Raw genomic sequence first — 12,708 nt, forward strand, 5'->3', positions numbered from 1 at the left:
CAGGCGCATAATAAAAAACCGGAGCGCTGTGAGCTGTCTCCGGTTTTTTTATGTCAGTAGTCAGGGATTTATTCGGTTCTCAAACAATCTCTTCGGCGTACTGCCACAGTGATTTCAGTAACGTTTGCTTCCCGCTATCGTCAGCATACTGCTGGTACAACATCTGCAATTCATCTGCATAGCGTTGCAAAAACTCGGGTGTGAAAACCTGACGGCGGTGATCCAGCCAGCGCTGTTGTTCCTCTTCATCCAGTGTGCCAGGGAAATTACGCGCGCGATAATTAAACAGCAGTTTTTCGATACGCTTATCGGCGAAAGTGATATCCAGCGCGGGTAAGTTGCGCGGCTCCGTTTCCAGAATAATTTTCATGGCTTCACGATCCGCATCGCTGAAAAAGCCATTATAAAGCTGTGCATCAACATTATCCGAAGGGGTAAACGGCTCTGCTTCTGCAAATATCGCCACGACTTTATCGCGTACCTGCGGGTTTTCGCGTAACACTTTCAGATTATCAAGGCACTGCTGGCGATTAATGCCCAGTCGGTCTGCGTCTTCCGGGCGCAGCGTATTGGCCTGCGCCAGAACCGGGCACTTATTGATATGCACCAGTTTGACGGGAATCGCAGCGTTATCGCCCAAATCGGCTTTGGCGGTGTATAACCGTTCGCGCAGGGTATTGCTATCAAGCTCCAGCAGCGGGGAAATATCACCCGCCAAATCCACCATAATCACCGCATTGCGATTTTCCGGGTGCCAGGCCAGCGGGGCGACCCAACTGGTATTGCCGCGCCAGGCGCCAAACATACCGGAGACATGAACCAGTGGCTTCATCTGAGGGACATCAATCAGCGCGGCCAGCTTATGTTTGTTACGGTGGGTGTAAAGGTACTCAAACAAACGCGGCTGGCGTGATTTTACGAGTTGCGCCATCGCAATGGTCGCATAAACATCGGCCATCGCATCGTGTGCGTTGGCGTGTTCAATCCCGTTAGCTTTGGTTAAATGTTCAAGGCGAAAACTGGGCAGCCCGTCTTCGTTTTCGGGCCAGTTAATCCCTTCCGGGCGCAGAGCGTAACAGGCGCGCATCACATCCAGCAGATCCCAGCGCGAGTTGTCGTGTTGCCAGCTCCAGGCGTAGGGATCGTAAAAGTTACGGTACAGAATATTGCGCGTGACTTCATCATCAAAACGGACGTTGTTGTAGCCGAGGATACAGGTCTTCGGCACGGTAAACAGGGCGTGAATTCGTTGAGCGAACGCGGCTTCGTTTTCCCCTTTTTCCCGCGCTTCCTGAGGCGTGATGCCGGTTATCAGCACAGCTTGCGGTTGCGGGAGGTAATCATCGGCAGGCTTACAGTAAAACACCTCCGGCTCACCTATCACGTTAAAATCGCTATCGGTGCGAATCGCGGCAAACTGTGCGGGCCTGTCCAGTGCGGGGTGTGTACCAAATGTTTCGTAATCGTGGAACAAAAAGGTAGGAAGCTGCTTGCCGTCATTCATTGTGGAGTTGTACCCGGTTTCAATTTTCGCTCTGGTAAGAGTAACAAAAAACGACCGGGTAATCAGCAAGAGCGGTGTTTTGCCTGAATAACGAATGCGAATTAATTGGCTTATTATTAAATTTCAGCGAATGCAGAATTACCTTAGCGGGCTTTTACCTCTGTTTTAATAGAGTGAGTCAGGGCAATGATATAAATTAGCGCCAGGTTGACGACAGTCACGGAGGTTATTTCTGCGCGAACTGTCATTATTAGGCTGTATTCGGAATCTTTTGATAAGTAACAATTTTTGGCTATTTGTCTATTTTATTGCCCTCTGTTATGAATTGTGAGTAGGGACATAAACTTACGATATATATTCAATATAATTATTGGATATATCTAATAACAGGAGGTTATATGAGCATCAGTCGGCGTAGTTTTTTGCAAGGCGTCGGGTTGAGTTGTTCCGCGTGCGCCATCGGTGGCTTTGCACCCGGAGCACTGGCGCGCAATCCGACAGAGGGGGTGAGCGGCAAAACATCCCTGACGCCCAGTCTGTGCGAAATGTGTTCGTTTCGGTGTCCGATTCAGGCACAGGTCATTAAAAATAAAACGGTTTTTATACAAGGTAATCCTCATGCGCCCCAGCAGGGAACGCGAGTGTGCGCCCGGGGCGGCAGCGGTGTCAGCCTGGTCAATGACCCCCATCGTATTGTGAAACCCATGAAGCGTACCGGCCCTCGCGGTGGCGGTGAATGGCAGGTCATTAGCTGGCAGCAGGCCTATAAAGAAATTGCTGAAAAAATGACGGAAATTAAACAGCAACATGGGCCGGAAGGGGTCGTATTTTCGTCCAAGTCCGGCTCGCTTTCAGGTCATCTGTTTCATCTGGCTACTGCCTTCGGCTCTCCCAATACCTTCACACATGCCTCAACCTGTCCTGCCGGAAAATCCATCGCGGCAAAAGTAATGATGGGTGGAGACCTGGCGATGGACATCGCCAATACCCGCTACATGATCTCATTCGGGCATAATTTGTATGAGGGAATTGAAGTCGCGGACACCCATGAATTGATGACCGCGCAGGAGAAGGGGGCCAAAATGGTCAGCTTCGATCCGCGTCTTTCCGTTTTCTCCAGCAAAGCGGATGAGTGGTATGCGATTCGCCCCGGCGGTGACTTACCGGTGTTGATGGCGATGTGCCACGTCATGATCAACGAAAATCTCTACGATGCCGCCTTTGTTGAGCGTTACACCAGCGGATTCGCACAACTGGCGGATGCGGTGAAAGAGACTACGCCGGCGTGGGCACAACAACATGCCGACGTGCCTGCCGATGTCATTATGCGGGTCACGCGAGAGCTTGCCGCCTGCGCGCCGCATGCCATGGTCAGCCCCGGCCATCGCGCAACCTTCTCGCAAGAAGAGATCGACATGCGGCGCATGATTTTTACCCTGAACGTGCTGCTCGGAAACATTGAGCGCGAGGGCGGGTTGTATCAGAAAAAAGGGGCCGCAACGTATAACAAACTGGCAGGCGAAACCGTCGCTCCGGTGCTGGCAAAACCTGACGTCAAAAATATGCCCAAGCCAAAGGCGCAACGCATTGATTTAGTCGCGCCGCAATTCAAATTTATCGCGGCCGGCGGTGGCGTCGTCCAAAGCGTGATCGACGCGGTGCTACAACAGACGCCGTACCCGGTGAAGGGCTGGATTATGTCCCGCCACAACCCTCTGCAAACCGTCACCTGTCGACCGGATCTGGTGAAAACCATGGAGCAGTTGGATCTGGTCGTCAGTTGCGATGTTTACTTAAGTGAAAGCGCGGCTTACGCAGACTATCTGTTACCGGAATGCACTTATCTTGAGCGTGATGAAGAAGTCTCTGACATGTCTGGGCTAAATCCCGCTTACGCATTGCGCCAGCAGGTGGTGGATCCCATCGGCGAGGCGCGTCCGAGCTGGCAAATCTGGAAAGAGCTGGCGGTGCAGTTAGGCCTGGGTCAGTACTACCCCTGGCAGGATATGCAGACGCGCCAACTGTATCAGCTCAATGGCGATCATGGTTTGTCGGCGGAATTGCGCCAGAAAGGCTATCGGGAATGGGGCGTGCCGCTGTTATTGCGGGAGCCAGAATCCGTTAGTCAGTTTGTCACGCGTTTTCCTGGCGCTATGGCAACAGACAGTGAAGGAACCTATAGCGACCAGCTACGTTTCAAATCGCCGTCCGGCAAAATCGAGTTGTACTCTGAAGCGCTGGAAGCCCTGTTGCCAGGCTACGGGGTTCCTCAGGCCCGCCATATCGCGCTTAAAAAAGACGACCAACTCTATTTTATTCAGGGCAAGGTTGCCGTACACACCAACGGCGCGACGCAGTATGTCCCGTTACTCAGTGAGTTGATGTGGGATAACGCCGTTTGGATCCACCCGCAAACAGCCCGTGAAAAGGGGATCCGCAACGGGGACGAGGTCTGGCTGGAAAACGCAACCGGCAAAGAAAAAGGGAAAGCGCTGGTCACGGCAGGCATTCGACCCGATACGCTGTTTGTTTACATGGGCTTTGGGGCGAAGGCTGGGGCGAAAACCGCCGCGACAACGCACGGCATTCACTGCGGAAATTTGCTGCCGCATGTGACCAGTCCGGTTTCTGGCACGGTGGTGCATACCGCTGGCGTCACGCTTAGCCGGGCATGAGGAGGGAGAAAAGCATGAATCAACCGACGAATTCTTATGTCATGTTGCATGACGAAAAACGCTGCATTGGATGCCAGGCGTGCACGGTGGCCTGCAAGGTGCTTAATGATGTCCCTGAGGGATTTAGCCGCGTTCAGGTGCAGATCAGAACGCCTGACCCGGAATCTGCCACGCTGGAACATTTTCGTTTTATCCGCGTCTCCTGCCAGCATTGCGAAGATGCTCCCTGCGTTACGGTCTGCCCAACGGGCGCGTCATTCCGTGATGAAAACGGCATCGTGCAGGTCGATAAATCGCGCTGTATCGGCTGTGATTATTGTGTTGCTGCGTGTCCGTTCCACGTTCGTTATCTGAATCCCCAAACGGGGATTGCCGATAAATGTAACTTCTGTGCCGATACGCGTCTGGAATCGGGACAACAACCCGCCTGCGTCTCTGTGTGTCCGACGGATGCGCTTAAATTTGGTCGCCTCGATGAACCGGAGATCCAACACTGGATCGGCCAAAAAGAGGTGTACCGGCAGCAGGAAGAACGCAGTGGCGCGGTCAGTTTATACCGGCGCAAGGAAATACATCAGGAGGGTAAAGTATGAATACCATCTGGGGAGCCGAACTAAACTACGCGCCGGATTACTGGCCTTTATGGCTCGTCTGCGCGGGGGGCGTTGTGTTGATGCTGCTTGCGGCACTTGCGGCGCATGCGCTGTTACGTGCCATGTTTGCACCGAAAACGGCGAAAGGGGAAGAGCAACGTGACTACCTCTATTCATTGGCGATCCGCCGCTGGCACTGGGGAAATGCGCTGCTCTTTGTCCTGCTATTGCTCAGCGGTATGTTTGGCCATTTTTCAATCGGCCCCGTGGCATTAATGGTGAAACTGCATACCGTGTGCGGATTTGCACTGGCGGCATGTTGGATTGGCTTCATCCTCATTAACGCATTCGGCGGTAACGGACATCACTACAAGGTGAACGTCAACGGACTGGTCATGCGGTGTCTGCGACAGACGCGTTTTTACCTGTGCGGCATTATGCGTGGCGAAGCGCACCCCTATGCCGCCACGACGGAAAACAAATTTAACCCGCTACAGCAACTGGCGTATCTGGCCATCATGTATGCGCTCGTACCCTTGTTGATCATCAGCGGATTTCTGTGTCTGTATCCGCAAGTCATGGGGGCGGGGCCGGTCATGCTGGTGCTACATATGGCGCTAGCCGTTGTTGGGCTGCTGTTTATTTGCGCACATATTTACCTTTGCACGCTCGGTGACACACCTGGGCAAATTTTCCGCAGCATGATAGACGGTTATCACCGCCATCGCAGTCATCATGCGGAATCTTCACCGCGTAAAGGATAATTTTCCCCGCGCTGAAACCCGGAACACAGGCGCGGTGGGTTAAAATCATGCAAGGAAATGTGCTTTGAGTCACATTTTCTTGCAATTTTTTCATGTTTGTTCACCAGAACTTCCGTAAAAAGAACAGCAAATAATTCTCTTTCTGAGGACATGCTGTTGAAATCCCGTTTGTTTATTGCCGCTTCGCTGCTTGCGTTCAACCTCTCATCTGCTTTTGCTGCGGATACTCCCGACTTTGCCCCCCAGCCGCCAGCCATTGACGCAGGGGCGTGGGTGCTCATGGATTACACGACAGGGCAGATTCTTACCGCCAATAATGAACATCAGCAGCGTAACCCCGCCAGCCTGACCAAACTGATGACCGGGTATGTGGTTGACCGCGCCATCGACAGCCATCGTATTGGCCGCAACGACATTGTGACGGTTGGGCGTGATGCATGGGCAAAAGACAATCCCGTGTTTGTGGGTTCCTCATTGATGTTCTTAAAAGAGGGCGACCGCGTCACGGTGCATGATTTAAGTCGCGGGCTGATCGTTGATTCAGGCAACGATGCTTGTGTGGCGCTGGCGGATTACATTGCCGGGGGGCAGCCGCAGTTTGTTGCCATGATGAATCGCTATGTGCAAAAGCTAAATTTACAGGATACGCATTTTGAAACGGTACACGGGCTGGATGCGCCGGGTCAGCACAGTTCGGCGTATGACCTTGCGGTACTGTCGCGGGCGATAATTCATGGCGAACCTGAGTTTTATCATATGTATAGCGAAAAGAGCCTCACCTGGAATGGCATCACGCAGCAAAACCGCAACGGCCTGCTGTGGGATAAAACGCTAAACGTTGATGGTCTTAAAACCGGACACACCTCGGGCGCCGGATATAACCTTATTGCCTCTGCGGTGGATGGGCAGCGCCGTCTTATCGCGGTGGTGATGGGAGCTGAAAGCCCGAAAGGCCGCGAAGATCAAGCCCGTAAACTGTTGCACTGGGGGCAACAGAACTTCGACACCGTACAAATTCTAAAAAGTGGGAAGAAAGTCGGTAGCGAGCGTATCTGGTACGGCGACAAAGAGAACATCGCATTAGGCACTGAGCAGGATTTTTGGTTGGCGCTTCCGAAAGCTGAAGTTCCTCATATCAAAGCAAAATATGTACTTGATGGAAAAGAGATTGTTGCACCCATTGCCGCGCATCAACGGGTTGGCGAAATTGAACTCTACGATCGGGACAAACTGGTCGCGCACTGGCCGCTGGTGACGCTGGAGTCCGTTGAGGAAGGCGGCATTTTTTCGCGTCTGAGCGATTATTTTCACCATAAGGCATAACGGAATTATTGCCGGGTAGACTGGCGAGAGTGCGAGTCTGCTCACATAATAATCACTCTTTCCTTGTGGTTGTTAGATGTCAATTATACTGTATATAACAACAGTATAATGATGGAGGCATTATGAATTACGAGATCAGACAAGCAGAGAAACGCCGGATCGCCGGTTTTCACATGGTTGGGCCGTGGGAAAAAACGGTAAAACAAGGTTTTGAACAACTGATGATGTGGGTTGATGGAAACCAGATCGTGCCGCAGGAATGGATTGCCGTCTACTACGATAACCCTGATGAAGTTCCGGCGGAGAAACTGCGTTGCGATACGGTTGTTTCAGTACCGGCTAATTTCACGCTACCTGAAAACAGCGAAGGCGTGATCCTCACGGAAATTGTGGGCGGTCAATATGCTGTTGCTACCACTCGCGTTGAAAATAACGACTTCGCGACGCCGTGGTATCAGTTTTTCAATAGCGTGTTGCAGGACAGCCGCTACCAGCTCTCCGGCAAACCGTGTTTTGAACGCTATCTGAACAATGGGGCAGAAGACGGGTACTGGGATATTGAAATGTACATCCCGGTACAACCGAAGGTGTAATTTTGCTGTTTTAGGCGTGACTGCGCGGACGATCGTGAGAATCGTTCATGCTGGATAAGAACGTCCGTCGCAGTGATGTTTTCAGTGAAAAAGCAGGTACAATGCGTTCTTTGTGATTTCCAGATGGAGCCGAAAGTGCGTACTGATAAGTCGCTGAGCCCCTTTGAAATTCGTTTATATCGTCACTACCGCGTCGTGCATGGTATTCGCATTGCGCTGGCATTTATTCTCACGTTTCTGTTTGTTCGTCTATTCCATATCCCGGAAGGCACGTGGCCGCTTATTACGCTGGTGGTCATTATGGGGCCGATCTCCTTTTGGGGTAACGTGGTGCCCCGGGCCTTTGAACGTATCGGCGGTACGATTCTGGGCGCGGCGTTGGGACTGGTGGCGCTGCGCCTGGAGCTTTTCTCATTACCGCTGATGATTGTCTGGTGCGCGGTGGCGATGTTCCTGTGCGGGTGGCTGGCGCTCGGCAAAAAACCGTATCAGGCGTTGTTGATAGGGATCACCCTGGCCGTGGTGGTAGGGGCGCCAGCAGGCGATATGGAAACGGCATTATGGCGAGGCGGCGATGTGATTCTGGGGTCGCTTTTGGCGATGTTGTTTACCGGTATCTGGCCGCAGCGGGCGTTTTTACACTGGCGGATCCAACTGGCGCAGTGCGTCACGTCTTATAACCGACTCTATCAGGCGGCACTTTCTCCTAACTTGCTTGAACGTCCCCGGCTGGATAAACACTTTCAGCAGCTACTTGGGGACGTTGTGAAAATGCGCGCCCTGATCACGCCCGCCAGTAAAGAAACCCATATTCATAAATCGATATTTGAAGCAATTCAAACGATTAACCGCAATCTGGTCTGCATGCTCGAGCTGCAAATTAATGCACACTGGGCATCGCGCACCAGCCATTTCGTGATGCTGAATGCCCATACGCTGCGCGAAACACAACACCGGATCCAGCAAACGCTACTGACGATTACCCATGCGTTGTATGAAGGAAACCCGCAGCCCGTGCAGGCAAACACCGGGGCGCTGAACGACATTGTAGCGGAACTTCGACAACTGATTAATGAACAGCGTAGCGACAGTGTGGCTGAAATCCCCATTCATGGCTATGTTTGGCTAAGCATGGAAACCGCGCGCCAACTGGAGCTACTCTCGCATTTGATCTGTCGCGCATTGCGCAAATAAAGAGCAGATAAGGTGAATGATTCTACTGCTGCTTCGATTCAGCAAGGAATAAGGGTATGATACGGAAAAAGGATAAAACCATTGTCATCTGCAACGGCTAAAAGTAATGTTGACCCTTACTTGTCGCGGTTGCTTAAACGAATCCGAATCTCACATTATCAGGGGTGTAAAAATGGAAACTACCAAGCCTTCTTTCCAGGACGTGCTGGAATTTGTTCGTCTGTTTCGCCGTAAGAACAAGCTGCAACGTGAAATCCAGGACGTTGAGAAAAAGATCCGTGACAACCAGAAGCGCGTGCTGCTGCTGGACAACCTGAGCGACTACATCAAACCTGGTATGAGCGTTGAAGCGATCCAGGGCATTATCGCCAGCATGAAAACCGACTATGAAGATCGCGTTGATGATTACATCATCAAAAACGCAGAAATCTCCAAAGAACGTCGCGACATTTCTAAAAAGCTCAAAGCTATGGGTGAAATGAAAAACCCTGACGCAAAAGCAGAATAATGCGTTACCGCAGTGAGGATCGCGGTTCGATTCTCACTGCAGTTCAACCCCACCGTTTACCATTCTGAGCAAATGCTGTTCTGGCCAATGGCTCGTCAGTTTTCTTTCTGCAAGCGTCCATTGAATGTAATCGACGTCATGACGCTCCCGGTCGAGCATCAAACCGACTACGCTGCCACTGTGCGCCACATTCACGCCGTATAAATCGCACTCTTCAACAAGCGATAACAAGGTATTGAAGTCGGGTTTTGGCAGTAACATCTGGCTGGCGATGGCGCTCAGGGTTGCAGCTTCTCCCATTCGTCGCGGATTTTGCGTTACACATGCTTCCTGCACTTTTTCCCAGGCCTGCTGCAAGGCTGCTGCGCCAGCGTGTAAACGATCAAGGCGGGGAATACGGTGATAATCCGACGTACGTAAAGTCACCGGGCTTTCGAGCACTAAAAGATCGAGATGCGGTTGTGCTTCGCAGGCGATCTGCGTTGACGCATCATTATGATCAAAAAGTGTAAGCTGGCGGAAAACGGTGCTGTCGGTGGGTTCGAGTGACACGCAAAGCTGCGCAAGGGTGGATTCATTCAGCGTGTGGCCCAGATGGTGCGCGGTGGCAAGCGCGGTTGCCGCGATGTCTGCCGTGCTGCTGGCCATTCCTTTGGCGACAGGAATGGTGGAGTGGACATCCACCCGTATTTCCTGGCTCCAGTGGGCAGGGTAGTCAAAGTGCGCAAGCACTCGCTCTACCATCGCGCGTGAAAGCGAACGTTCATCCACCAGAGGCGAGCCTGAACTCACCTCGACGGTGCTGTACCAGTCGACAGGGCAGGAGACCAGCTTCTCACTGCCAAGAATCCAACCCTGAATAAGTTCACCGCATGACGCCGGGCATTGTGCTACAGCCATGTATTCACCTTTCTGATGAGCAATTCTCGGCGCATAGTGTCATGCTGATCGTGCTATTACCTTGATTTGCCGCAACTTGTGGTGATGCTTTATTACGCAGGTATGCAAAAAGCAGCCGTTTCGCTTAACGCAATTCTCATAACATCTTGCGCAATCATCAGTTCTTCATTGGTATTAATCACCGCCACCTTGACCATCGCGTTGTCTGTCTGAATGAACGTGCTGTTGCGTTGATTTTTTTCTTCATCAATCGCCAGCCCAAGAAAATGCAGGTTATGGCAGATTGCTGACCGGGCACGAGCGGAGTTTTCGCCAATCCCACCGGTAAACAGGAGAACATCCAGTCCGCCCATCTGCATAATGTAGCTGCCTATCGTGGCGCGGATACGTTCGGCAAACAGGGTGAGCGCCAGTGCTGCCTGTCGATTCCCCGCATCAGCGGCCTGTTCAACATCGCGGTAATCACTGGATATTCCGGAAACCCCCAGCAAGCCTGACTCGTTATTTAATAAATGATTGAGTTGCTGCGGTGTTTTACCTTCTCGTTGGGCAATCCACGGTAAAATAGACGGGTCGATATCGCCACTGCGGGTTCCCATCATAACGCCTGACTGTGGCGTGAATCCCATAGAGGTGTTTACGGACAACCCGCCTTTGATAGCACAAATACTGCTGCCGTTGCCGAGATGACAACTCACAATGCGTAGCGCGCCGAGCGGAACCCCCATTTTTTCTGCCAGCGTGGCACTGACATATTTATGGCTGGTGCCGTGGAATCCGTAACGACGGATGCCCAGCTCAGCGTAATAGCGCCAGGGTAGGGGATAGACATAGGCGGGTTCATCCAGTGTCTGATGAAAAGCCGTATCAAAGACGGCCACCGACGGCGTGTTGGGGAGCAATTGCCGAAATACCTTAATGCCAATGACATTGACCGGATTGTGCAGCGGAGCCAGTTCAGCAAGATGTTCTATTTGCGCCAGCGTTTCATCCGTGATCAGCGCCGAATCTTTAAACGATTCGCCACCGTGGGCGACGCGATGGCCAACACCCGTAATGTCATTTAATGTGTTGATAATTCGATAATCAATGAGCTTCTCCAGCAGCAACGCAACGGCTTCACGATGGTCTGCCATCGGCAATGTTTCTTGCCATTTTTGCGCGGGCGTTTTTATTGTGACCTGCGCATTAACCATACCAATACGTTCAATCAAACCCTGGCAGATAGCCGTGCCCTGCGGCATCGCCAGTAGCTGGAATTTTAGCGATGAACTGCCTGCGTTAATGGCCATTATTTTGTGAGACATGAAGATTCCTTTGCGGTCAAAAAATCAAACATTTCATCGACGCCTGAATTCGTCGCTGCGCTAGTGGTAAAGATGTGTTCAGCCCCGGCCTGGGTTAACCAGCTCTGTACGGTTGATATCCGCGACGCGTTTGCCAAATCGGATTTGGTAACGATGCCAATGACGGGTCGGTTCATCGGCGCTGTAAACCCGGGTGAAAAGGGCGACCAGGGGGCATCGGCGTTCAATACCAGGGCAATCATTTCCGCTTCACAGGCACTCACCAGCAGCGCGCTGTAAAGACAGCGGTTTTCAAGATATTCGCCTGGCGTGTCAATCGTGTCCGGGGACCACACGATGGCCTGCGTTTTTTGGTAATGAAGTTTCTCACCACGTAAACATTGCGTGAGTGACGTTTTACCGCACTGGCTGGGGCCAATAAGCATCATGCGCTTCATGGTGTCAGGTCCGGGTGACGGGACATGAGGTAAAAAGCATCATTTCACTCAGTACTCTCGTGACCTGTTTCAGCGCGTATTCAACGGCAGAAACATCGCCCGTTAACACAACGGCTCCCGTGAATCGGTCGAGAAAACCAATCTCTACGGCTCCTGATTTGGTGGCGATATCACAGGCGATAATGGAGGCCTCGCTGGGGGTGATGGTCAGAATACCGATGGCAGATACGGCATCTTGAAGCCCCAGTTTTTTGAATAAATCTTTGCCCGGATTGGCAATCAGATGCGCCAGCGTGACCTGTTTACCAGGGACATATTCCTGGATCATACGATCCGTCGTGGGTTGTCTTTCCATTATCCCTCCACAATCTGGCGCCACATGGCTTCATGTGGACGTGGAATCACTGAGCGGTAGACCAGCAGCCCTTTTTCGCCTGCGCTTTCACTGGCAACGGTAACGGCGTTGTTAACATCAGACACATCGCCCGCGACGACCATGTAGCATTTGCCTCCGATGCCAAATGCCATATGTACCCGAACCAGCGTGATATTTGAGGCTTTGACCGCACGGTCAGCGGCGCTGATGCATGCCGCCACGCTCCACGTTTCTACAATCCCAACGGCCTGGCGCTTCTCAACACTGTTCAGTCCGCTGATAGCGGGGAGGACGCTGGCGTGAATATTGGGTAACACCAGACTGTCGACGAGCATGTCACCCGCGAGTGATAAACCGGTGGCAATGGCTTGTTGCACCGCCCCTACATCACCGCCGATCATCAGTAAAAATTTGCCTGGGCAGATTGTCTTACTGACCAGAAGATTCACGTTGGCGCTTTTCAGCATCGCATCGCCTGATTCCATTCCTTTAGCGATACTGGTGAGTTCTAAAATACCTATTGCCTGAGACATG

The 12,708-nt window shown here is 52.1% G+C and carries 13 protein-coding genes; 7 read left to right on the forward strand and 6 right to left on the reverse strand.

Annotated elements, in window-relative coordinates:
- Positions 1-79: 79 nt before the first annotated feature.
- On the reverse strand, positions 80-1,504 hold the full coding sequence (sbcB, locus tag ACO7SM_RS08225) for an exodeoxyribonuclease I (RefSeq protein WP_490470417.1): 1,425 nt from the start codon (positions 1,502-1,504) through the stop codon (positions 80-82).
- A gap of 398 nt (positions 1,505-1,902) precedes the next feature.
- On the opposite strand from sbcB, the gene phsA reads away from it, so the two are divergent.
- The 7 genes from phsA (at position 1,903) to ACO7SM_RS08260 (ending at position 9,154) form a co-directional block, all read left to right on the forward strand.
- Positions 1,903-4,179 (forward strand): thiosulfate reductase PhsA, encoded by a 2,277-nt coding sequence (phsA, locus tag ACO7SM_RS08230; RefSeq protein WP_490470418.1) that lies wholly within the window; start codon positions 1,903-1,905, stop codon positions 4,177-4,179.
- 14 nt (positions 4,180-4,193) lie between these two features.
- Positions 4,194-4,772, forward strand: coding sequence for a thiosulfate reductase electron transport protein PhsB (gene phsB / locus ACO7SM_RS08235; RefSeq protein WP_490470419.1), 579 nt, complete (start codon positions 4,194-4,196; stop codon positions 4,770-4,772).
- Positions 4,769-5,536: a thiosulfate reductase cytochrome B subunit gene (gene phsC / locus ACO7SM_RS08240; RefSeq protein ID WP_490470420.1), complete on the forward strand. Its 768-nt coding sequence runs from the start codon at positions 4,769-4,771 to the stop codon at positions 5,534-5,536. The genes phsB and phsC overlap by 4 nt, the downstream gene beginning before the upstream one ends.
- Positions 5,537-5,686: 150 nt before the next feature.
- A complete protein-coding gene (gene dacD / locus ACO7SM_RS08245; protein WP_490470421.1) occupies positions 5,687-6,859 on the forward strand; it encodes a serine-type D-Ala-D-Ala carboxypeptidase DacD in 1,173 nt (390 codons plus the stop codon).
- Positions 6,860-6,981: 122 nt separating this feature from the next.
- Entirely contained in the window at positions 6,982-7,452 is a 471-nt protein-coding gene (gene sbmC, locus ACO7SM_RS08250; protein ID WP_490470422.1) for a DNA gyrase inhibitor SbmC, read from the forward strand.
- A gap of 135 nt (positions 7,453-7,587) precedes the next feature.
- Positions 7,588-8,646, forward strand: coding sequence for an FUSC family protein (locus tag ACO7SM_RS08255; RefSeq protein WP_490470423.1), 1,059 nt, complete (start codon positions 7,588-7,590; stop codon positions 8,644-8,646).
- A 172-nt stretch (positions 8,647-8,818) separates the two neighbouring features.
- Positions 8,819-9,154, forward strand: a complete 336-nt coding sequence (locus ACO7SM_RS08260; protein WP_162379907.1) for a DUF496 family protein — start codon at positions 8,819-8,821, stop codon at positions 9,152-9,154.
- Positions 9,155-9,187: 33 nt separating this feature from the next.
- Here the strand turns inward: ACO7SM_RS08260 and ACO7SM_RS08265 are convergent, their stop codons facing one another.
- From ACO7SM_RS08265 to pduT, 5 genes are all read right to left on the reverse strand, one after another.
- Positions 9,188-10,054 (reverse strand): L-threonine kinase, encoded by an 867-nt coding sequence (locus ACO7SM_RS08265; protein ID WP_490470424.1) that lies wholly within the window; start codon positions 10,052-10,054, stop codon positions 9,188-9,190.
- Between the two features lie 92 nt (positions 10,055-10,146).
- Positions 10,147-11,361: an acetate/propionate family kinase gene (locus tag ACO7SM_RS08270; RefSeq protein WP_490470425.1), complete on the reverse strand. Its 1,215-nt coding sequence runs from the start codon at positions 11,359-11,361 to the stop codon at positions 10,147-10,149.
- Positions 11,346-11,798, reverse strand: a complete 453-nt coding sequence (pduV, locus tag ACO7SM_RS08275; protein WP_490470426.1) for a propanediol utilization protein PduV — start codon at positions 11,796-11,798, stop codon at positions 11,346-11,348. The genes ACO7SM_RS08270 and pduV overlap by 16 nt, the downstream gene beginning before the upstream one ends.
- Positions 11,799-11,802: 4 nt before the next feature.
- Positions 11,803-12,153, reverse strand: a complete 351-nt coding sequence (gene pduU / locus ACO7SM_RS08280; protein ID WP_192612689.1) for a propanediol utilization microcompartment protein PduU — start codon at positions 12,151-12,153, stop codon at positions 11,803-11,805.
- On the reverse strand, positions 12,153-12,707 hold the full coding sequence (gene pduT / locus ACO7SM_RS08285) for a propanediol utilization microcompartment protein PduT (protein WP_490470427.1): 555 nt from the start codon (positions 12,705-12,707) through the stop codon (positions 12,153-12,155). The genes pduU and pduT overlap by 1 nt, the downstream gene beginning before the upstream one ends.
- Position 12,708: the final 1 nt, after the last annotated feature.

Source organism: Citrobacter sp. LJND-P06 (assembly GCF_058188415.1).